18 protein-coding genes and 1 pseudogene are annotated in these 21895 nt (G+C 42.7%); 12 read left to right on the top strand and 7 right to left on the bottom strand.

Features of this window, described 5'->3' with window-relative positions; all coding sequences use genetic code 11:
- The first annotated feature begins 271 nt into the window (after positions 1–271).
- Together H5993_RS06905 and H5993_RS06900 are read left to right on the top strand one after the other, a co-directional pair.
- The gene (locus H5993_RS06905) at positions 272–763 is read left to right on the top strand and encodes a hypothetical protein (RefSeq protein ID WP_204776770.1); all 492 of its coding nucleotides are present in this window, start codon (positions 272–274) and stop codon (positions 761–763) included.
- A 99-nt stretch (positions 764–862) separates the two neighbouring features.
- Positions 863–2227 carry a KAP family P-loop NTPase fold protein gene (locus H5993_RS06900; protein WP_204776769.1) on the top strand — a complete coding sequence of 455 codons (1365 nt, stop codon included), beginning with the start codon at positions 863–865 and terminating at the stop codon, positions 2225–2227.
- Between the two features lie 165 nt (positions 2228–2392).
- On the opposite strand, the gene guaA is transcribed toward H5993_RS06900, so the two are convergent.
- Positions 2393–3946, bottom strand: a complete 1554-nt coding sequence (gene guaA, locus H5993_RS06895) for a glutamine-hydrolyzing GMP synthase (protein WP_204776768.1) — start codon at positions 3944–3946, stop codon at positions 2393–2395.
- Between the two features lie 190 nt (positions 3947–4136).
- Between guaA and H5993_RS06890 the strand changes: the two genes are divergently transcribed.
- The 6 genes and pseudogenes from H5993_RS06890 to H5993_RS06865 all read left to right on the top strand — a co-directional run bounded on the left by H5993_RS06890 (position 4137) and on the right by H5993_RS06865 (position 8697).
- Complete coding sequence (locus H5993_RS06890) at positions 4137–4745, top strand: GTP pyrophosphokinase (RefSeq protein WP_180871347.1); 609 nt, start codon at positions 4137–4139, stop codon at positions 4743–4745.
- A gap of 15 nt (positions 4746–4760) precedes the next feature.
- On the top strand, positions 4761–5432 hold the full coding sequence (locus H5993_RS06885) for a response regulator transcription factor (RefSeq protein WP_204776767.1): 672 nt from the start codon (positions 4761–4763) through the stop codon (positions 5430–5432).
- Between the two features lie 13 nt (positions 5433–5445).
- Complete coding sequence (locus H5993_RS06880) at positions 5446–6669, top strand: sensor histidine kinase (RefSeq protein ID WP_204776766.1); 1224 nt, start codon at positions 5446–5448, stop codon at positions 6667–6669.
- A 298-nt stretch (positions 6670–6967) separates the two neighbouring features.
- Positions 6968–7546: a hypothetical protein gene (locus tag H5993_RS06875; RefSeq protein ID WP_204776765.1), complete on the top strand. Its 579-nt coding sequence runs from the start codon at positions 6968–6970 to the stop codon at positions 7544–7546.
- A 33-nt stretch (positions 7547–7579) separates the two neighbouring features.
- Positions 7580–8278: pseudogene (locus H5993_RS06870) on the top strand (Mbeg1-like protein); the annotation flags it as partial.
- Positions 8279–8466: 188 nt separating this feature from the next.
- Positions 8467–8697, top strand: a complete 231-nt coding sequence (locus H5993_RS06865; RefSeq protein WP_204776764.1) for a hypothetical protein — start codon at positions 8467–8469, stop codon at positions 8695–8697.
- A gap of 279 nt (positions 8698–8976) precedes the next feature.
- On the opposite strand, the gene coaA is transcribed toward H5993_RS06865, so the two are convergent.
- On the bottom strand, positions 8977–9900 hold the full coding sequence (coaA, locus tag H5993_RS06860) for a type I pantothenate kinase (RefSeq protein ID WP_180871343.1): 924 nt from the start codon (positions 9898–9900) through the stop codon (positions 8977–8979).
- A 152-nt stretch (positions 9901–10052) separates the two neighbouring features.
- Here coaA and H5993_RS06855 point away from each other — a divergent pair, with 152 nt between their 5' ends.
- Positions 10053–10583 carry a GNAT family N-acetyltransferase gene (locus H5993_RS06855; protein ID WP_204776763.1) on the top strand — a complete coding sequence of 177 codons (531 nt, stop codon included), beginning with the start codon at positions 10053–10055 and terminating at the stop codon, positions 10581–10583.
- 450 nt (positions 10584–11033) lie between these two features.
- On the opposite strand, the gene H5993_RS06850 is transcribed toward H5993_RS06855, so the two are convergent.
- Together H5993_RS06850 and helD are read right to left on the bottom strand one after the other, a co-directional pair.
- Entirely contained in the window at positions 11034–13124 is a 2091-nt protein-coding gene (locus tag H5993_RS06850; protein ID WP_204776762.1) for an LTA synthase family protein, read from the bottom strand.
- 526 nt (positions 13125–13650) lie between these two features.
- Complete coding sequence (gene helD / locus H5993_RS06845) at positions 13651–15954, bottom strand: RNA polymerase recycling motor HelD (protein ID WP_239458026.1); 2304 nt, start codon at positions 15952–15954, stop codon at positions 13651–13653.
- A 187-nt stretch (positions 15955–16141) separates the two neighbouring features.
- Between helD and H5993_RS06840 the strand changes: the two genes are divergently transcribed.
- The 3 genes from H5993_RS06840 to hflX all read left to right on the top strand — a co-directional run bounded on the left by H5993_RS06840 (position 16142) and on the right by hflX (position 18818).
- A complete protein-coding gene (locus H5993_RS06840) occupies positions 16142–16789 on the top strand; it encodes a VTT domain-containing protein (RefSeq protein ID WP_180871339.1) in 648 nt (215 codons plus the stop codon).
- A 73-nt stretch (positions 16790–16862) separates the two neighbouring features.
- Entirely contained in the window at positions 16863–17519 is a 657-nt protein-coding gene (locus H5993_RS06835; RefSeq protein ID WP_204776761.1) for a histidine phosphatase family protein, read from the top strand.
- An 18-nt stretch (positions 17520–17537) separates the two neighbouring features.
- Complete coding sequence (gene hflX, locus H5993_RS06830) at positions 17538–18818, top strand: GTPase HflX (protein WP_180871338.1); 1281 nt, start codon at positions 17538–17540, stop codon at positions 18816–18818.
- A gap of 235 nt (positions 18819–19053) precedes the next feature.
- On the opposite strand, the gene H5993_RS06825 is transcribed toward hflX, so the two are convergent.
- From H5993_RS06825 to H5993_RS06815, 3 genes are read right to left on the bottom strand one after another with little or no spacing between them, the layout of a single operon-like run.
- Positions 19054–19752, bottom strand: coding sequence for a zinc ribbon domain-containing protein (locus H5993_RS06825; protein WP_180871337.1), 699 nt, complete (start codon positions 19750–19752; stop codon positions 19054–19056).
- 18 nt (positions 19753–19770) lie between these two features.
- Positions 19771–20925: an ArgE/DapE family deacylase gene (locus H5993_RS06820; protein WP_180871336.1), complete on the bottom strand. Its 1155-nt coding sequence runs from the start codon at positions 20923–20925 to the stop codon at positions 19771–19773.
- Position 20926: 1 nt separating this feature from the next.
- Positions 20927–21706: a zinc-ribbon domain-containing protein gene (locus tag H5993_RS06815; RefSeq protein WP_204776760.1), complete on the bottom strand. Its 780-nt coding sequence runs from the start codon at positions 21704–21706 to the stop codon at positions 20927–20929.
- Positions 21707–21895 lie beyond the last annotated feature (189 nt).

The raw sequence follows: 21895 nt of genomic DNA, 5'->3' as shown, positions 1-21895 counted from the left end.
ACTTTAAAGTCGCAATCATCACTCGCTCTTCTTTAGTAAGGTGTGCATATTTGCGATGAGTGGCCAAAAGGTTAGTGAGCATGGTATCATTTAAGTGCGTCATTTGACGGACATCCTTTCATATAGTTTTGATTCACTTAATATGATACCTGATGTCACGCCGAATGGCGTTTTTGCATTTACCACCAATTAGATGGCTAACTTCATTCTATAATCCACCACCGATAATTTACTCTCCAAAAAGGAAATTTCTCAAAAACAAGCTAACTGGTTGAAGCGTATTCCAATTTACGTTTGGAAAAGCCAAACACCAACATCATTTCACCATACTGGCCTATACTTTAATGCTACTAATCACTATGACTTAAAACTTTATGCTGAAGAATTTTTAAAAGATAAGTCATTAGTTCAAGATAGCATTAATGAACATCGTAAATCCAAGAAGGCAAAAGCCGCAGGAGTAAATTACACCTTCGCTACATATAAACACAACGTATGGAGTAGACGTCGGCACCTAATCGGTAAAGAGTACGGTTTAGGCTTTATTGAAGAGGGTAGTAATAAGCTAATCCCAATGATCAGTCATAATCCACGTGGTAGCATGTTTGGTCGTGACAAGTCCTATTACCTGCTAAATTCTCGTAACCTAGATTATGATGAGTTTAATAAGTTTTCTGAATTAATAAAAGAATATCCAGAGTATTTATCCGCTAAGAAAAAAATACAAGAAGAGCTTAAATATCATAAATTGCAAATCAAATAATATGAAAGGGACATCCAAAAATCGGGTGTCCCTATTTAACCTGCCTTACTGATATAATTTAACGTAGTTAAAAATTATTGATGGAGATGAGTTAAGTATATGCAACAATTTGATTTACAACCAACTGATAAAAATATCCAAGAATCAATAACGAATGATACCACCGGTAGAAACTTTTATTTAGCAAAATTTATTACTCTCCTGAATAATCAGACTGGGCCATGGTCCGTTGCACTAGATGCAAGTTGGGGATCTGGTAAAACCTTTTTTGTAAAGGAATGTCAGTTAGTTTTAAATATATGTACCACAGATAATAATTTGTCAGGAAATTCGATTATAGCTAAATTATTTGACCCAAAAGGCCTATCAGAAATCACCAAGATCCCTTATAATACAGTCTATTTTGATGCCTGGGAAAACGATAATGATATTGATCCAGTTCTGTCTATTATTAATAGTATTTCATTATCTTCTTGGAAAGATACGGCAGTAAGATCTATTAACATTCTATTAGATATTGCTAGTAAGATTTCAGCAATCACATTACATGTCGATCCCAAATCATATATCGATAGCATTAGATCAAACTTAAAAGGATCAAATACAGAAGAAGAGCTAAAACAAAAGTTCTCAACAGAGCTGAGTCGCCTTATCCCTCAAGGCGGTAGATTAGTTATATTTATAGATGAGCTTGATCGGTGTAAACCAACTTATGCGGTAAAGCTATTAGAACGTATTAAACACTATTTCACCAATGAAAATGTGACCTTCGTTTTCTCCGTGGATCTAAGTGAACTACAAAATACTGTTAAACATTTCTATGGTGAACAATTTGATGGGCTCCAATATCTTGATAGATTTTTTGATTTAGTAATTCCATTACCCGAACCAGATATCGAAAAATACTATCAAAAGACAAACGGAATTTTAGAAGTTAGTGCCCTCTATAATAGCGATCAAAATTACTTTAAAGATGTTTGTAAATCAATTATCAAGCATTTTGGATTTAGTATAAGAGAAATTAACCATTTCTATCTCCGTCTAAATTCTGCAATTTATAATTCTTTAGATAAGCTCCTGAATAGCCGTACCTTGTTGCCTAATGAAAGTAATGGACGGTTTGTATTAGTTGAATTTATATTACCCATTATGGTAGCTCTTAATATGCATAATACGGATGAATATCGGCAGTTCATCAATGGCAATAATATGGATATATTAATACCTCTACTAGTCAAGACCGACTTTTTCGATCGCTACTGTGAAATAAATAAGTCAGAAGACGATGGAGAACAGGAACTTACTAATATCGTTCAAAAACTATATCAAGCTATCTTCAATCCTACACAAGACAGCCTACCTGCCCTTATCATTAATGATCACATTGCAATAGAATATCCAAGTAGGTATAGAAAAGATTTAATTGATTCAAGTTCCTTATTATCAGGAAATTCTAAATATTAAACTTCACTCTTACACAAAAAGCACCCAGCAAAATACTGAGTGCTTTTTTATTCGTGTGGCAAACATTCTGGCAAACAATCATGTTATTTTAAGCTCTTTTAAAGAACTTTAACCCTGCCAAAACGTTGATATATCGCCATTCCAATTCTAAGTAATATTGTAATTCTATTCGTATTCAATCGTCGAAGGCGGCTTACTCGTGACATCATAGAGTACACGGTTAACGTGATCAACCTCATTTACGATCCGGACGGAAATCTTTTGTAAGACATCCCATGGAATTTGGGCAAAGTCGGCTGTCATCCCGTCAATCGAAGTTACGGCCCGGATTACGACGGCTTCATCATAAGTCCGGCCATCCCCCATGACCCCAACGGAACGAATCCCTGGTAAGGCCGTAAAGTATTGCCAAATTTTTTGGTCTAACCCAGCCTTAGCAACTTCTTCCCGTAAGATAGCATCACTTTCCCGGACGATTGCTAGCTTAGCTGGCGTAATTTCGCCCAAGACCCGAATTCCTAAACCAGGACCAGGGAATGGTTGCCGCCAGACTAATTCATGCGGAATCCCTAACTTTTCTCCGAGGGCTCGGGTTTCATCCTTAAAGAGGCTCCGTAATGGTTCAATTAACTTGAAGCCCATCTTTTCTGGCAAGCCCCCAACATTGTGGTGGGACTTGATGGTTTGGGCGGTATCCGTCCCCGATTCAATCACGTCAGTATAAAGGGTCCCTTGGGCAAGGAACTTCACGTCCTTTAACTTAGCGGCTTCTTCATTGAAGACTTCGATAAACTCCGCCCCAATGATCTTCCGCTTCCGCTCTGGATCAGTCACACCCTTGAGCTTGCCTAAGAACCGATCCGCAGCGTCAACTTTAACAATATTAACACCGAGGTCACGATTTAAAGCATCCATCACAGATTGGGCTTCGTTCTTCCGTAAGAGACCATGGTCAACGAAGATACAAGTTAATTGATCCCCAATCGCCTTATGGATCAAAACTGCGGCCACACTGGAGTCAACCCCACCGGAAAGACCCAAAATTACCTTTTGGTCGCCAACGGTTTCTCTGATCTTGTCAACTTGGAGATCAATAAAGTCATCCATTGACCAATTAGCCTTGGCACCACAGACATCAAAGGCAAAGTGCTTTAAGATGTCAAGCCCGTACTCCGTATTCCGAACTTCAGTGTGGAATTGGAGGCCGTAGAATTTCTTTGCGTCGTTGGCCATCGCTGAAATTGGACAGTTAGCACTCGTGGCCGTAACTTCAAATCCCGCCGGGACTTGGGTAACCAGGTCCCCGTGACTCATCCAAACAAATTGTTTCTGTGGCAAGTTTTTAAACATTACCGCATTTTTTTCGGTAACTTCAATATCGGCACGCCCATATTCGGAATCTTCCGCCGATTCAACTTTTCCACCCAAGTTTTGGGCCATTAATTGCATCCCATAGCAAATCCCCAAAATTGGAATCCCTAACTTGTAGATCTCCGGATCGACCGTAAAGGCCCCTTCATCATACACACTATTAGGCCCACCAGAGAAAATGATCCCCTTCGGGTTGATCTGCTTGATTTCGGCGGCTGTAATCTTATGCGATAACAATTCCGAATAGATCCCAAAGTCACGAATTCGTCGGGTGATTAATTGGTTATACTGGCTACCAAAGTCCAGGACGATAATCTTGTCAAAGGCATCCAGATTAATGTTTGCCACAGTTCCCACTCCTTTATATTGGTTTCAGACTTATCCAATATTGTACGGTCTAAACCGAACATGGTCAACCAAAAGCCATGAAAAGATCCCCAATGATTTAAGTTTTTCTTATTGACCTGTTTTGACCAACCCAAACTCGCTATAATATGGATAGTTAAAAAATTACTTTCGCTGAAAGGAAACTTGGATAATGGATATTTATGGGCCCTTTCAACCTGCCCTTAACCAATTGCTAACCAATCTACAAAGCCAAATTAAAGCGCTCAGCCAGGCTGAAGTGACGGCCGGCCGACCTAAACTCTACGAACACTTAATTGGCCGGGTTAAAGCACAACAAAGTATGATTGAAAAATGTCGCCGTAAGGGTTATCCAGTAACTACCGAAGGTGCCTTACGGGATTGCAAAGATGCGGTCGGCTTACGGATTGTTTGTAACTTCATCGATGATATTTACCGTTGCTTGAAGTTAATCAAAGCCAATCCAGCCTGGCAAATCGTTAAAGAAAAAGATTACATTACCAATGCAAAGCCGAATGGTTACCGATCCTATCACGTCATTTTAGCGGTGACTACCCCCTTTAAAGATGTTGATGGTAATCAACCCGGGAAATACTACGCTGAAATACAACTCCGGACCATTGCCATGGATTCATGGGCAAGTTTGGAACACGAAATGAAGTACAAGCACAATGTCCAAGATGCCGAACGGATTGGCCGTGAATTAAAAAAATGTGCTGAACAATTGGCCGCCTGCGACATTCAAATGCAGACGATCCGTCAATTGATCAATCAAAACTAAGAAAGGGGTATTATTATGCGAGTATTAATCGCCGAAGATGAGCAACAATTAGCTCACGTCTTAGTTACCGCCCTAAAAAGCGTTCACTATGAGGTTACCGCGGTGGCCAACGGGGAAGAAGCGGTCAAAGCCGCCCAAGAAAACGCCTATGACGTCATTATTTTAGATATCATGATGCCGGTTAAGGATGGACTAACCGCCTTAAAAGAAATTCGAGCTGGCGGTGATCGTACTTATATCATGATGTTAACGGCGATGGCTGAAATTGACGATCGGGTTACCGGTTTGGATGCGGGAGCGGATGATTATCTTACCAAACCCTTCTCATTAAAAGAGCTTCTAGCACGCTTACGTTCCCTCGAACGGCGCAATGAAGACTATGATGATGATGTATTAAATTTTGCCGACCTCACCCTTGATAATAATGAGCAACGACTCGAAGCTCACAATTCAATCAGTCTCTCCAAAAAGGAAACCCGCCTCTTACAATACCTAATCTTAAATGCCGGAAAAGCGCTCTCAATTGCTGATTTAATTAATCATACTTGGGATGACGATGATGAAGTGGCTGACGCGACCGATTTGTGGATTAACATTTCCTACTTGCGGCAAAAACTCCAAGCCGTTAACTCCCAGGTCCAAATCACTGGTGAACAAGGGGGGCCCTTTACTCTGGTTAAGCCTTAGGAGGTGACCGCTAATGATTCAAAAAATTCGGCGGAAGTTTATTATCATTTCAACTTGCGCCTTAGCAGTCGTTTTGACTACCGTTATTGGTAGCATTATCGGTACTTCCTACTACCGGGCAGACCAAGAAGTTAGTACCGTCCTCACCACCCTTGCAAACAATCAAGGAGATATTCCCAAACGCCCAGTCGCGGTCTTGGGGCAGGCTAAACATAATCGAGAAGGGCTTTTTCAATATCGGTATTTTAGTGTCACTTTTAACGCTACTGGTGATATCGTGGACTTGAACGATGAACATATCTCAACCGTTAAGTCCAGTGAAATTAAAACTTTAGCCCAAGAGTTCCGCCATCGTCAACGGCAAGGGCATACCTTCTATAAGGGAACTACCTATGCTTATAAACGGGTAACTAAGCAGGGATTAACGACCATTGTCTTCTTAGATGAAACCTTACTTATGGCGCGGGTTAACCAAATTGTCCGCTCGGCCACCGTTTTAGGGGTTGCTTCCCTTGCCCTTTACGCCCTCTTATTAGCGCTCTTTTCCAAGCAAGCCATCGAACCGGTTGTTCGGGCAGAAAAGCGGCAAAAAGAGTTTATTACAAATGCCGGGCACGAATTAAAAACCCCCCTTGCCATTATTGCGGCTAATAATGAAATGGTTGAAATGTTAAACGGCGAGAGCGAATGGACCCAAAGTAACCACCAACAAATTAACCGCCTAACCCAGTTAATTAACCGCCTCGTCTCCTTGGCGCGGCTTGACGAACGACCAACAATGGTCATCACGGACATCAACGCTTCCCAAGCGATTACCACGGTAGCAAATAACTTTCGGACTTTGGTAGAACAAGATGGTAAACAATTTGTGACCAACATTACGCCCGATTTAACAATCAAAGCCGATGAAGGGTATTTTACGGAGTTAGCTAACATCTTAGTCGATAATGCCAACAAATATTGCGATGATCAGGGGATCGTCAAAATTACTTGGACCGCCACTAAGCAACATAAAAACCCCACCTTAGTGGTTGCTAATTCCTACGCTGCCGGTAAGGATGTGGATTACAATAAGTTTTTTGAACGTTTTTACCGTAACGAAACCTCCCATAATCAAGAAAAAAAGGGGTTTGGTATTGGCCTTTCAATGGCCCAAAACCTCGTCCAAACTTTTAAGGGCAAGCTTACTGTTCACTACCACGAAGGAATGATTTACTTTGTGGCGCGATTTAGATAGGGCAACAAGTCAACATACATTCCATCGTTACGTAGAGATAATCGTCAAATGGATACCGTTTATTAATGGTTCTATCTGAGCCACTTAAACTCATATATTCATTATGGTTTCTGTCACTTTCATATATTTTTAAACTTTTTTCACAAAGGCACTTTAAATTCGAAATAAATTCAAAAAATCAATTGATAACCATTGCTAATTGATAAAAATTTGTTTAGGATATTTGGTGCATAGATAAAACAAAAAGAAAGGAATGGTTCAGAAATCAATAGTGTTTTTGAACCATTAAGACAAAACCATGCAAAAACATTTTCGTTATGCCTTACGAAAAGAAGCTGGCCAACGACTAGCTTCTTTCGCTATTGGCTTAGTCTTTTTTTGTGGCTTTGCCGTTATTACCGGTTCCTCTGCCCAGGCCAGTGAAGTTCAAAATCAGCCCGTGGCAGTTAGTGCTAGTGATACTCCCGTTAGTTCTATTACCGAACCAGCTTCAACTAGTGCAATACCTAATTCCGTACCAAATTTAGTTTCGGAAAGTTCCAGTAGTACTAGTGAAGCTAGTTCCAGTAGTACTAGTGAAGCTACTAATACTGTTACTGTTCCACCTACTAGTGCAGTTACTGAAAATAATCTTACTAACAACAATCTGGCTCCTGTTCAAGACCGCGATCACGATGGTATCGTTGATAGTTTTGACAAACACCCCGATCAGTGGGATGTTTCTGATCGAGACTTACGATTCTTTACTGAGCTTTCCTATCGAGATGAAAACGAACTTAACCTAATTTTTGGTGGGAACCAAGTTGCCATCGCCGCTTTTTCTCACAACAAACTTCTTGACGTAGCCAACGTTAGTGAAGTCGTTAATGATTGGTAATTTGCTAGGCAGTTCAATAACACTAAAGATGGTTTCTCAGCAACTATCTTTACAAATAAGGATCAAGCAGTAGTTGCTTTCCGCGGAACTAACGATAGACTAGATGCAATTGCTGATTCGGCAATCTTTTCTGGAACTCAACCTAACCAGGTTAAAAATTTTGATCAAGTTTTGGCAGCTTTAAATCCTTTTCAATCAATATTCCTTACGGGTCACTCACTCGGCGGATATCTGGCAGAATATTTTGCCGCCACAAAGTTAATGTATGATCCTCGCTTTATTCATGGCGCTGTCTTTAATGCGCCAGGTATCCGCGATGCCTGGTCATGGATTAGTGGAAACTTAACTCACCGAATGGCTGCTACTAATAGTACAATTCTTTCTCGGACTAGCTACATCAATGATGCTGATCTAAGCAATCCTGTTTATGAAGCTAAGATGCAGTCCTTTGCCATTCATGATGATGCTGTTGGTGGACTCTTTTACTATCCAAATACGAAGTGGGCCTACGCTGTCAACAATCGTGGTACTCATTCAAGTTCTAACTTCTTTGCTCAACGTTACAGTAGTGAGATTGCCAACTGGTTTACTACTGGTTACCGAATGGACACCCCTGTCGGCTTATTGGATGACGATAATGATGGCTTTAGTAATCAGCTCGAGGCAATGATTGGTTCAGATCGGCATGATGCGATCAGCCACCACATCATCTTAATCAAATATACCAAGTAGCAGTAAAGGGTAAAATTACCGCCACTAGTCTGGCTACTTTAAGTAAAAATGATTTAATTAACCAAATTGATATCAGTTTAACTAACCAGTTTGCCCCTTATATGAAGTATCTCCCCAAAACTAGCACAATTCGATATGAGTTTATTAACTATCCTCCCCAACTGACTCCAGATACTACTAACTTTAATATGAAGGTAGTAGTTCTTTATCCCGATGGTAGTCGGTCAACTATCTTAACTGTGCCAGTTGAATTCACCCAAGCCGCTAACTTCATGGCCCTAAAGAACCGAATGAAGTCTGCCGTTGCCCAAATGAACTTAACAGCTATCCAAATAGACCAACTTAACAAAATGATTAATCAAGCCACCACCCGTACTGATTTAGGACAAGTCACTGCTCAAATTTTGGCTTGGCGATAAAAATAAGTAAAGAAGCAGGCCAAGCTCGCTTAGTCTGCTTCAACTACATAGCGAATACCAAACCACCCCATAAGCTAAACGAGAGCTCAGCTTATGGGGTGGTTTTAATTTTTCAGAAATCGCAATTCTGGGCGATCAATTATCTTTTTTTGCCTCCGCCTGAGATGCCAAACAACTCTAAAAAGTTCAACCTAACTTCATTTAAGGCCTAAGTTTTTAATCCCTAGTTTAGGTATCCTTGCCCGTAGTTTGGCATTGAAAGGAATGGCCATTTTATTTTTAATCTTCCCGCAAGTAAATCCGATCAATTTTATGATTAGTCGTCTTATGGAGAATTATATCGGCGCGATTACGCGTTGGCAAAATGTACTCGTTTAGGTTAGGCAGATCTATCCGTTGCCAAACATCCCTAGCCATGTCAAAGGCCGCCTGCCGGTCCCCTTGAGCATAGGAATAATAATAATTACTTGGATCTTGAAAGGCCGTATCTAGCAACAGCCCAAAGCGTTCTAGGTACCACTGCTCAATTAACTTAGCATCCGCATCAACATAAACCGAAAAGTCGAAGAAATCACTGACAAATAGTGGTTGCTTACTTGGGAGTTGTAAGACATTAATCCCTTCCACGATTAAAATGTCGGGCTCTTTAATAATTTGGGGTTGATCCAGCAAAACATCGTACACACTATGGGAGTATGTCGGAGCCATCACTTCAGCTTCCCCCGCCTTTACATCATTTAAGAAGGCCAGGAGTTTATCCATATCGTAAGACTCCGGGAAGCCTTTTCGGTCCATTAAGCCCCGCTTTTTTAATTCCGCATTGGGATATAAAAAACCATCAGTAGTAATCAACTCTACCCGTAAATCTGGCATTAATTTATGCAACAAAATTTGCAAAAGCCGCGCACTGGTACTCTTACCCACCGCTACGGAGCCCGCAATGCCAATAATATACGGGACCCGCCGATTACTCTTCTTTAAAAAAGTCATCTTTTGCAAATGCATTTGTTGATAATTTTGGTATTGCAGTTGTAATAGCTTAATTAAAGGAAGATAAACTTCTTGGACGTCCGCAATGGAAATTTGGTCATTTAGCGACTTAATCTCATCCAGATTAGCTTGTGACAATAAAACTCGTTCACTAGGAAAAAAACTATGCCAGGTAGCCCGATCAAACTGGTCATAATTTAGCCATTCGTTCATATTTTGCACTCCGTTTTAAAAACCTTAATATTTTTTATTATACCACACAGGGCGATAATGGCAGCCCTTACATTGAATGAGACGCTGATCGCTTTACTTGAAAACGCTCATCAGCTTTGTTAGCGTATAGATATTAAAGGGGGGAATTATTCTTGGATTTAGACATACAGCCCGTCCGATCGAGCTTACCCGACTACCAAGAAATAAAGCAACTTTATCATCGTGCTTTTCCAGCCTATGAACGCGAAAAATGGGGCTGGCTACTTTTCAAACGCTACTTTAAGCATGCAGATTTTACGGCCTTTTATGACCAGGATCAGTTTGTGGGCTTTGCTTACGTAATTCACGTCAAGGGATTGCACTACGTTTTGTATCTTGCCGTTAACGATCAATTACGTTCGCAAGGCTACGGTAGCCGCATTTTAACAACGCTAAAGCATCACTACCACGATGTGCCATTGGCCCTCGATATTGAAGCTCCCAATCCCAAGGCCGCTAATAATCAGCAACGATTACGTCGCCTAGCCTTTTACCAGCGGAACGGCTTCCATTTGACCAGTCGAAAAATGAAGGATCCCGAAGTAACCTACCAGGTGCTCACCACCACGAATCATTTTAACGGAGCCAAGGTTGACCACGTCTTTAATTGGTTTGAATGGCCGTTTGGTTGGTTAGCAAAGTAATTACATTAAGTAACGACCAATTAGAATTACTAATGAATTTTTGCTCAGTTATCAGTAATTTTCCAATAATTATTTGCTGGCAAAAAAACTAGTATTCCTTCACTTTACGGTTGAAAAATCATCACTATTCCCAAGACAGGTTTAATCTGATAATTTCAAATGTTATAATATTAATAACTAGGATGGTTTACTCCCAAACAACTCTGGCATCTGCCAGGACGACATCATGCCGTTACACTTTCCGTTCGTTCCTATGAACTGGATTATCTTCATACCACCCTAGCCAAAAGCTACCAAAATGGTGGCTTTTTCTTTACATATTGATTAGTTTTGGTAATCAATTACTTCAAAATTAACAAATTATTACTTTATGTAAAAAACGACCACTGTAAATTTAAGCCTCCCGACTTAAATTCAAGGTGGTCGTTTTTATGATCAACTATGTCCCATTTACTTAGGAAAACTTAGCGTTGTATCTTTCAATTCTGGTGCATCGGTCGTGTAATCATCTAAGGTACTCTTATTATCATTTTCGGACTTCAAACTAGTTTTCTTTTCTTTCTGGGCTTTCTTCAATTGCTTCAAGGCCTTTGCCCGGTTATAGGTAATGTCCTTCTTATTAGTCTTAGTAAAGCCTGGTAACTTGTAGAAACGTAAGAGATCCCCATTAATTACCTTATCAGAGAGGCCAAGATCAGTTGTGACATACTTTTGAATCTTTGCGAACTCAGCTTTTTGAGCCTTCGTTGGGTTAGTAATCTGCTTACCTGTCTTGGTGTCATAATAATCACCGCTCGACTTAGTGTATTTTGGTGTTACCCAGTCACCATCCCGGAAAGGAACAATCTGGTTCCGGTTCTTTGATAATAAGTCTTGGCCGAATTGCAGGTACTTATTAGAAGAAATCCCGAGGAGATCTTCTAGGGTTGGTAAAACATCAATTTCCCCACCATAAGTGTGATTAATGCCCCCTTGGAGACCCTCAGCATTGATCATGAATGGTACCTTTTGCCACATGGCAAGGTCGTAATTAGTAACTTTCTTCTTGCCTAGGATCTTCGCAATCGCCGCCTTATGGTTATTAGAAATCCCATAGTGGTCCCCATACAGGACTAAGACCGTGTTTTTACGTAACCCCGTCTTGTCCAAGTAATCTAATAACTCCTTAACGGATTGGTCAAGGTAGTGCGCCGTTTGGACATACGGATCAACGGTATTATCGCCCGTCTTAAGGGATGGGAAATCTGTATTCTTCTTATCAATTAAGTATGGATAGTGGTTAGTCACCGTAATTAACTTAGCGTAAAACGGTTGGGGAAGCTGTTGCAAGTAGTAAGCTGCATCTTTGAGGAAGATCTTATCCTTGATCCCATACCCCATATCCTGGTCCTTAACTTTCGGGAAGTACTCCTTGCTAAAGAAGTATTGGTAACCAAAGGACTTGTAAGCATTGTCCCGGTTCCAGAAACTAGGCACATCACCGTGGAAAGAAGCCGTGGTGTAGCCAAGCTTTTGGTGTAATAAGGCCGGTGCGGATTGGAAGGTGTTAGTCGTACCATCAATCGTCATGGCCGATCCTTCGGGAAGGCCAAAGAGCGAATTTTCTAGCATCATTTCCGCATCGGACGTTTTCCCTTGGCCAACTTGGTGGAAGAAGTTATCAAAGGCCATGGTATTGCTAGAGTGGTACAGTTCGTTGATGGTTGGCGTAACTTCTTTGCCATTAACCTTGTAATCAATCAACCATTGTTGGAAACTCTCCAGGTGCAGAACAATAATATTTTTCCCCTTAATGGTCCCATAATAGGTTGCATCAGGTCCAGCATAGTGTTCCTTTAAGAACTTTTGAATCGGGGCCACATCTTTTTTATTTGCTTCTGCTTTGATGGCACTATTATGCGTCGTTTTTACCCCGTCATAAACCGTGTAAAATTCAAGCCCTAGGTATTTAACAATGTAGTTGCTATCAAAGGTTCGAGTTAACAACTGGCTCCGGTCCGAGTAAGCCATCCCTAAGTTTGCGCCAAACAAAAGAGCCCCAATGGCCGTTACAGTAGCCGCATAGCGAATCTTAAAGTAACGCATGTCCACCCGGATTAAGTGGCATAACAAGATGACAATCAAGATTACTACATCGGCGTAAACCAAAAAGTCAGATGGCTTAATAATTTGCGCCAAACTAGTCCCTAAATTTCCTGATGCACTACTAGAACCCTTAATCACATTAAAGGTAATAAAATCAGAAAATTCTCGATAATATAAAATATTTGCCAGCAGCCAAGTCGATAAGAGCGCATTGATAATGCTCATCAACCAATATGACAACCGCCCCCGGAAATAGAGGGCAATCCCAATTAGGATAATTGCGCTTGGCAAGGTGTTAAAAGCCAGCAAAAATTGCTGCACCGTGGTATTTGCTCCAAGGTTAAACTTGGTTTCATATGCCCAAATACTCTTAATTGCAAATAAGAGGACTGTGAGCGCAAAAAAGCCCAGTTTGGTATTCAGTCCAGCCCTGACTTTTTGCAACGCTGTTTTCATTCGTTCTTTCCTCCATCAAAATAATCAACACTCACCATCATACAATAATGTTGCCGGTCTGTAACGTCCTTTCGCCCGATTTAAAGAAAATATAGAAAAGATTTTATCCTCCCTAAACCGTTAAATTTTTAAAAGTCAAAAAAGACGTTAACCCTCATAATTATGGACAGATAACTATTTTCAAATTTTGAGTAAATCGTTTTGCTGTCTAAAAATTAACTATACCAATTTAAAATTATCCCTAATAAACCACTGATTTATCAGGAAATTCATTGTCCTGGTTGGTCTACTAAAATTGGTATATTCCATTAAGGCTAAGAAGTTTTTAAATCAACGGAGATTTTCTTTCTTTGCTACTTTTTAATTCTTTTTTTGTTAAGAAGTTACTGATTTTCTTAAGCCCCACCTGAAAGCTTGCTTCCCCACCCACTTGGTTACTGCCGTGCTGGTAGTTGCTGAGTAACCTTTGCAATCAAAAAGCGGGTACGGAGAAATTTCTGTTTCTCCGTACCCGCTTTTTTCTCGGTTAGCGCTCAATCACCTTTTCATATAATTTAGGATCTATTTTAGCCAATAGATAACTTGGCTGTCCCACACTTATCAGCGTTAGGGTGTGCATTGCCCGTGAACAAATAGTATATAACAATTGTCGTTCCGCATCCCCGGCATACTTTTGCTGATTAGCATCCCAAACAATCACGGCGTCAAATTCCAACCCCTTTGCTAGGTATGATGGCACCACCATCACCCCATCAACTAGCCGTTGGTTTTCCGTCCGCACTAGGGTCACTTGTACCCCCGCTTGCTTCAAAGCGCGGGTAATTTCTTCACTGTCTGCCAGTGATTTTCCAATCACTGCTACCTTTTCTTGGGCCGCTTGAGCTGCCGTTAAGGCCGTTTGGACGGCTTTGACCCCAGCCGCTTGATCAGCAACCTCAACTAATTTTGGCTGGGGCCCTTGTCGCTGAAAGGCTTCGATTTTTTCACCATCGACCAAAATCTGCTTTGTAAAGTCCGTAATTGGGGCCGTTGACCGGTAAGATTTTGTCAATTGCACTACTTGCGTCTTATCCTGATCAAACATGGTACTCAACTGGCTCAACAGACTCCGGGAATTTTCGTGGGTAAAAATCGCCTGATTTAAGTCCCCGAGCAGGGTAAACTTTGCCCGCGGGAAACAATACTTCAAATAGGCCAACTGGAAAGGATCGTAATCTTGCACTTCATCCACAAAAACAAACCGCATTTTTCGATCGCCCCACTTCCCCGTTAACAGGTCATAGAGATATAAGTAGATTGAAACCCCGGCCGCACTAATTCGTCGTTGTTTAAAAGCCGCAATTTGGCGTTCGGCGTATTGCGACCATTCAGCTGCGGTCAAGTTCCACTGATCCAGTTTGACGAGGTGGGGAACGACCCGTAACAAGTGCAAATATTGCGCATTAATATTTAGCCAGCGATGATGATCAATTGCCCGCTTTACCGGCATAAGTTCCTTGATCAAGATTTGTTTAGCTAAAAACTTGTACTCGGCTTCATCGCTTGCAAATTCCCGGGGCCGATTTTGCAAGAGATTATCCAGCTCCTCTTTACTAAGGTTTTGTACCCGTTCTTCGACCCACTTAGCATGGAGCTCACTCCCCAAACGACTATTTAGCATCCGGCGTAAGCGCTCTTCCGTTCCATCTAGCCGATTACCCAGCTTATAGGTGGCATTAAAGCCATAGTAGATCGACCGGAGTTTATCTTTTGAGGCAAAAATTTGGTTGCCAAACCTTAAATTTTTAAATCGGAGGTAACCATCCGTCCCCAACCGTTTAGCATACCGGGTTGTGGCCTTAAAAAACGCCAAACTCGTTAACAGGCGGTTCGCTTTTTGATCAATTCCATCAGTCACTTGTTCAAATCGTTCACGCAGGTCCGCTACTTTGAGGCGCGGAACCCGCCGATTGAGGTACTGAAAGTAGGTCATCTGGACCATATTGTGTTCACCTAGTTCGGGCAAAACCTGATCAATATAGTCATTAAAGAGCTGGTTTGGTGAAAAGAGAATCACTTGCCCAGCGGTTAGATTTCCCCGGTAGCGATACAAAAGCCAGGCCACCCGTTGCAAAACCGCGGCGGTCTTGCCACTGCCCGCCGCCCCTTGCACAAACAAGAGATCAGCTGTCGTATTCCGGATAATCTGATTTTGGGTCTTTTGGATGGTTGCGACGATACTCTTCATCTTGGTACTAGCGTGGTTACTCAAGGCGGCAAGTAACATCTGATCCGTCACCGTTGCTTGGGTATCGTAGAGGGTAACAATGACCCCCTCCGCAATTTGAAATTGACGTTTAAGCGTTACGTTGACAGTTTGTTTCCCTGCTGGCGTTTGGTAACTCACCTTGCCTAATTCTCCTTCATAGTAAATAGAAGAAATGGGCGCCCGCCAATCATACACCAAAAAGTGATCCGGAGTATCAGTAAAGGAAGCTAAACCAATATAAATAGTTTCCGCCTTTTGATCGGGCCGCTCCTGAAAGTCAATCCGGGCAAAGTAAGGTTTGGCCTCTAACCGCTGTAGGGTAGCGAGGTGATCAGCGGCGTGTTGCCAGGAGTTTTCCCGTTCAGCTAGCATTTGTTGTTGCGCGCGGACCGACATCGCGGTATCCATCATCCCTGAATACGTCGAAGTATTCATCCGAATATCATTAAATTGAGCATCAATACTTTTAATATCACGCTTGGCAATGCCCATTTTCTTTGCCGCAGCTTGCTCGGCATCACGCACCTTTGCCAACACATGGTCAAGGTGGGCTTGTTCTTGTTGCTTTGTCGTTCCGGTCAAAGTCAAAATCCCCCTTAAATTTTAATCTAACCATTATATCATCATTCGTCGTACCAGTTCGAATAATTCGTTTGTCCTGCGTTCTGTAAGAATTTCCTAAACTAGTAGAAAAACTTTTCCATTTTTTGCCTAAACCAGTACAATAAAGGTCAAGAAAGGTAAAATTAACCATTGAAAGGGGCTAGCTATGTCACACATTTTATACATGATAATGCACTTACAAGATGTGATCGTGCCCCTCTTTAATTGGCTGGGTAATTGGTCATACTTAATCTTATTTACCGTAACTTTTATGGAAACGGGCCTGGTTATCTTCCCTTGGCTTCCCGGTGAATCCTTAGTCTTTGTGGCCGCCTCGGTGGCTGCCATTACCCCCTCCGTTAAAATTAGTATCCTAATAAGCGGCTTTTTCTTGGCTGCCCTCCTTGGGGATACCGTTAACTATTTGATTGGAACGCAGCTAATCAAATGGTCATGGTTACGCAAGCGCGTAATGGGACCCCGGCTAGATCAGACGCAAGCCTTTTTTGAACGGCACGGCATCATTGCCGTTATTTTTGGCCGTTTCGTGCCCGTGATTCGGACCTTTATTCCCTTGATTTCGGGGAGTGCCGGCTTCCCTTGGCATAAGTTTATGATTGGTAACTTCATTGGGGTGGCGCTTTGGGTTGCCTTAGCCGCCGTCATGGGTTATTATTTCGGCTCAATTCCGTTTGTCAAAGACCATTTCTCCTTAGTAATCATCGGCATCGTAGCGATTTCCTTCCTCCCAGCCGGGATCGTATACGGTCTCCGGAGTATCCGGCGAAAAATCATTACCCGCCGGCGCTTTTAATTGCTAAGGCCCCATCGAGGGATAGAATATGGTAAAATTGGTGGCAAATACTTGGAATAGTGGAGGAATTAACATGGCCATTAACGTTTACTTCGTCCGCCATGGACAAACTTTTTTTAATAAGTATCACCGGATGCAAGGGTGGTCTGACACCCCGTTGACCACAAAGGGAAAGCAAGATGCGGCGCGCGCTGGTCAAATCCTCGCCCCCATCGCCTTTGACTATGTTTTTGCTTCAGACTTAAAGCGGACCATGGATACCGCGCGGATCCTACTCGCCCACCATCCAACGACCATTAGCGAACCTACCCCAGCTCCCGCCTTTCGGGAAGAATTTTTCGGTTATTTTGAAGGTTTGAATAGCCAGGAAACCGGGGCCTTTGTTAGCGGCAATGACGACCTTAACTCCTTTGAAGCGATGATCAGTGCCTATGGTCCAGATGGCACCCGCGATAAGATTGCGGCCGCTGATACCACCCAAGATGCCGAAGATAGCACGGCTTTTTGGCAACGGGTATTGCCAGGAATCGAAAAATTACGCGCCTTACCTGACGGGAGTAACGTCCTGGTGGTTTCTCACGGGATGACCATTCGTTCGCTAGGGAGCCGGTTTGGTACCAAACCAGAGCATACTGCCCAACCAGCAAATGGTTCGATTACTAAGATGCAATTAACACCTACCGATACCACAATCGAATTTTATAGTCAGTTAGCATTACCAACAGCATAAGGGGGTAGATTAATTTATATGGATACCACCATATCGCAATCTGAGCGAGTGATCATTATCGGCCTTGATAATGACCAACCTGACTACCAGTATTCCATGACGGAATTACGAGAGTTAGCTGAGGCCAACCAAATGACCGTCGTTGATCGCCTCGACCAAGCGCTTGAACGGCCAAATGCGGCTACTTACTTTGGTTCTGGAAAAGTTGAAGAGCTTAAGCAACTAGTTAACGCCTTAAATGTACCAACCGTCATTGCCAATGACGAGCTTTCGCCAAGCCAACTCCAAAACTTGGCCCAAGCGATTGGGGTTCGGATTATTGACCGTACAGCTTTAATTTTAGAAATTTTTGCCAAGCGTGCTCAATCACGCGAAGCCAAAATCCAAGTTCAAATTGCCCAACTGCAGTACCGTTTGCCACGCCTACAAACCGCGAGCGATCAACGGCTCGACCAACAAACTGGTTCTGGGGGCGGCGGTGGTTTCACTAACCGGGGGGCCGGGGAAACCAAACTGGAAATGAACCACCGGGTAATTGCCAAACAAATTAGCCATCTGCGGAATGAATTAAAGGCGATCGAAAAATCAGAAACCACTAAGCGGGCCCAACGGGTCAAGGCGGCCATACCGACAGCTGCCCTCGTTGGGTATACAAATGCCGGTAAATCAACGATTATGAACCAGCTTGTTGACCGGTATGGGGTTTCGGAGGATAAACAGGTCTTTGAAAAGGATATGCTATTTGCAACCTTAGATACCAGTGTCCGCCAATTAACCTTACCCGATCAAAAACGCTTCTTATTAAGTGATACCGTCGGTTTTGTTTCCAAACTTCCCCACCACCTTGTTCAAGCCTTCAAGTCCACCTTAAATGAAGCGGCCCAGGCCGATCTTTTAATCCAAGTGATTGATTATTCGGATCCCCACTATGAGCAAATGATTAAAACAACCGAAACGACCTTAGCGCAAATCGGGATTCAAAACGTGCCGATGATCTACGTGTTTAACAAAGCGGACCAGACTAACGTTGAGTTTCCAACCATGGAAGGTGACGATCGCTTGGTCATTTCGGCTAAGGACGGCGCATCCCTTGACCTGTTGATTGAAGCGATTAAGCACCATCTCTTCGCTGACTACGAAACTGTTGAGCTCTTAATCCCCTTCGCAGACGGTCACATCGTTTCCTACCTAAACGAACACGCTACAATTCTTAATACCGAATATGTAAGTGCCGGGACCCATCTTCAAGTTGAACTGGCGCCAAAGGATTTACCGCGCGTTGAAAAGTACATTATTTAGGCTTCATTAAGGAAAAATTTTAGTTAAATAATATGAAAGAGAGGTTGGGAAAAAAGCTCCTTGACGGCCTGGTTGGGATAAGAAGGACGAAGGTTGATTCATTAGAATCGACCTTTCGTTCGCACTTATCCGCTAAGGCCGTGCTTTTTGACCTTAGTTACTGAGTAACATTCGGAGATGACAAAGAGGCCGGAAAGAAACATTAGTTTCTTTCCGGCCTCTCGCTTTTTAGCACCTACTTATTTTCTTGCACCTTCACAAACTTACCAATTTGCCGGACGGTGTTACCACCTTGTTGCTGATTAATGGTGGTTACTAAATCATGCCAAGCAACCGAACCTAAATAGTTATACTGATTATTATCTTTAACTACATAGAAGTTAACTTTCTGATCTTGATCCAAAGTATACCGTAATGGCGAAGCGGTTTTTCCCGGAGTCAAGGTATATATGATCCCTTGTCCTGCATGATCAAGGTGCTGATTGCTAGTTATTTTTTGGACGGTTACATTTAAGGCCTTTACGTTTTGCGTGGTTTTAAGACCATTTTTGAAGTCTTGGTTATTTAACTTTGTGGCTCCGTAGTATAAAATCGCTGCGGCAGTATCATTGCCATCTAGTTTATTAGCTAATGCTTGATTAGTTGATGCTTTGTTAGCTGACGCTTGACTGGTCTTAGAGCTATGCTTGGCTTTGGTTTTAGTTGTTTGCGTAACCTGCGGCTTAGCATTTCGGTGTTGGCGACTCATTTGGACACCCAGGCCACCAATCAGCAAGATTAAAACAATGCCGACGACCCAAGGTAACCAGCGGTGTGGTTTAGGCGGGACCACACTGGTTACTGGGGCCTTCGTTACTGCTAAAATCTGCCCACAATTGGGACATTTTGTTGTATCGTCCTCGACTGGGTGCCCACATTTGGGACAATTTCGCATTTTGATCACTTCTTTCGTTTAGCTTAAATATCGTTTTAAAGCCTGCTTGTAGACCTCAATATCCTTATGGAAGGTTTCTAACACCATGTACTCATCGACTTGGTGGGCCGTCCGGTTTCCCGGACCAAAGACGGCAATTGCCATCTGCGGATTCCCCTTAATCATTTCGGAAGCATCCGTCCCGGCAGCACTACCAATGACCTGAATGGGGTGTTGGAAGATTTTTTCAGCGGTCTGATGGAGGATTTGATTAAATTCATCCTTCGGGTCCGTCACTACTGGAACCTTTTCCCCCAGAATCTTTAAGGCTAACTGGGCCCCTTGTTGATCATTAATCCGCTTAATAATGGCCCGCAAATGCTTTAAGATCCATTCATTTGGCTCTTCCGGAATGGTCCGGACTTTCATATAGAGCGCTGCCGAGCTTGGCACGGAATTTAACTGTTGGCCCCCTTCAATCTTGGTAATTACCGGAATGGTCTTGCCCAAATACTTATTTCGGGCCTGGAGGGTCGCAAAGAATTGTTGCTGGGCTTCATAATAGGCCATCAACGGCACAATGGCATTGTACCCCAGTTGGGGCATTGAACTATGGGCCGCCTTTCCCTTTGAGGTTACCGCATAGGTAATCGAGCCCTTATTTGCACAGTTCATCTGACCTAGGGAGGGTTCGGCTAAGATCATCGCATCAACGTCCTTCAAGTACCCCGCCTTTGTAAAGGCTTGGGCCCCTTGCATATGATTTTGCGGGCTTGATTCTTCTGCTACCGTCACGAGGAGTTTTACCTTCCCTTTTAAGGGTGTCGATTGGGCCGCCAGTTCAAACATGGCAATGCATTCAGCCGCTAGGCCACCTTTCATATCTGTCGTCCCCCGGCCGTACATTTTACCGTCCTTAATTTCCGCTCCCAAGGGGGCATGGTCCCACTGATCTGGGTTTCCTAAAGCTACCACGTCTTCGTGTCCTTCTAAAGCCACGACCCGGTCACTTTCCCCAGCCCCGATTTCCGCGTAAAAATTACTCCGGCCATTTTCAACCGGGATAATCCGGTTGGTGATCCCGTGCTTATCAAAGGCTGCTTTTAAGAAATGCGCCACCTTATCTTCATGACCACCGACGGTATTTAAATGTATTAAATCAGCAACAAACTGTTCTCGTGCTCGTTTTTCCATTTTATTCATCCCCACTTACTTCACTTAAGTGTGCAACCGAGCCTAGTTGGCGAACTACTGGCGCTGCATTATGTTGGTTATCATAGTTAATAATACTTTGCCAACTAGCCGACCCTAAGTAGTCTAACTCTAGCGGGGTTTTCCCCACTTGATAAAAGTTAACGGTTTGATCCTGATCTAAAGTATAACTGATGGAAGCATCAATTTGACTTGGTACTAGGCGATAAGCAACCCCTTGACCAGGGTGGGCTTCATAACCATTTTTTTGATCCGTGGGAAATTTGTTTGGATAAATATAAAGGCTGTTTTTTTCCTGAGCAGCCTGAAGATTTCCTTTATAAAGACTATCAGGATACTTATGCCCGCCATAAAATAAAATCGCAGCCGCCGTTTCTTGGGGCCCTAAATTCGTGGAGAGTTTGTCAGTTGACCCTGACGAATCGGAACTGGCCGTCTTTTGGCTACTTTCATCCACCGTTGATTCACTACTCGATGACGACAGGCTTGTCGAAGAACTTTGACTGGAAGCTGTTTCCACAACTGATTGGTTTTGCGTATGCTTAAACCACCAGCCACCACCAATTAACAGTAATGCAACAACTACGGCCAGGGCTAACCACCGCCGCCATCGCTTTTTCGGCGCCTTAGGGTTTTGACCTGTTTGCCGTCGACTTTGCCGGGTAGTGGTTGCCGCCTCATTAGTTGCTAAAGCCGTCCCACAATGAGGACAAAACTGGTCGCTTGCTTGGACTTGCTGACCGCATTTTGGACATATTTTCATTTCGCTACTCCTCCACTTAAAACCATAGATAATTCCTATCCCTTTAAGGATAAGCGATAACTTTATAGATGGAAAGTGTGAACTACTCGGCCATAAATGACCGAGCTTCTGGATCAAAAGGCAACAGTGTGCCTCTTGATCTGGAAATCGTTTAGGCAATGGAGAATCAAGTTACACTTGATTCTCGAA

It is taken from the genome of Limosilactobacillus alvi, from assembly GCF_016900115.1.
Taxonomy (GTDB): Bacteria; Bacillota; Bacilli; order Lactobacillales; family Lactobacillaceae; genus Limosilactobacillus; species Limosilactobacillus alvi.
Note: the sequence above shows the minus strand (reverse complement) of the source record. Positions and strands in the feature narration are given on the sequence as shown.

Bases quoted from the DNA above. Each gene is read 5' to 3' on its own strand.
- H5993_RS06900 (WP_204776769.1), top strand. From the start codon at position 863: ATGCAACAATTTGATTTACAACCAACTGATAAAAATATCCAAGAATCA.
- H5993_RS06890 (WP_180871347.1), top strand. From the start codon at position 4,137: ATGGATATTTATGGGCCCTTTCAACCTGCCCTTAACCAATTGCTAACC.
- H5993_RS06885 (WP_204776767.1), top strand. From the start codon at position 4,761: ATGCGAGTATTAATCGCCGAAGATGAGCAACAATTAGCTCACGTCTTA.
- H5993_RS06880 (WP_204776766.1), top strand. From the start codon at position 5,446: ATGATTCAAAAAATTCGGCGGAAGTTTATTATCATTTCAACTTGCGCC.
- H5993_RS06875 (WP_204776765.1), top strand. From the start codon at position 6,968: ATGCAAAAACATTTTCGTTATGCCTTACGAAAAGAAGCTGGCCAACGA.
- H5993_RS06865 (WP_204776764.1), top strand. From the start codon at position 8,467: ATGAAGGTAGTAGTTCTTTATCCCGATGGTAGTCGGTCAACTATCTTA.
- coaA (WP_180871343.1), bottom strand. From the start codon at position 9,900: ATGAACGAATGGCTAAATTATGACCAGTTTGATCGGGCTACCTGGCAT.
- H5993_RS06850 (WP_204776762.1), bottom strand. From the start codon at position 13,124: ATGAAAACAGCGTTGCAAAAAGTCAGGGCTGGACTGAATACCAAACTG.
- H5993_RS06840 (WP_180871339.1), top strand. From the start codon at position 16,142: ATGTCACACATTTTATACATGATAATGCACTTACAAGATGTGATCGTG.
- H5993_RS06835 (WP_204776761.1), top strand. From the start codon at position 16,863: ATGGCCATTAACGTTTACTTCGTCCGCCATGGACAAACTTTTTTTAAT.
- hflX (WP_180871338.1), top strand. From the start codon at position 17,538: ATGGATACCACCATATCGCAATCTGAGCGAGTGATCATTATCGGCCTT.
- H5993_RS06825 (WP_180871337.1), bottom strand. From the start codon at position 19,752: ATGCGAAATTGTCCCAAATGTGGGCACCCAGTCGAGGACGATACAACA.
- H5993_RS06820 (WP_180871336.1), bottom strand. From the start codon at position 20,925: ATGGAAAAACGAGCACGAGAACAGTTTGTTGCTGATTTAATACATTTA.
- H5993_RS06815 (WP_204776760.1), bottom strand. From the start codon at position 21,706: ATGAAAATATGTCCAAAATGCGGTCAGCAAGTCCAAGCAAGCGACCAG.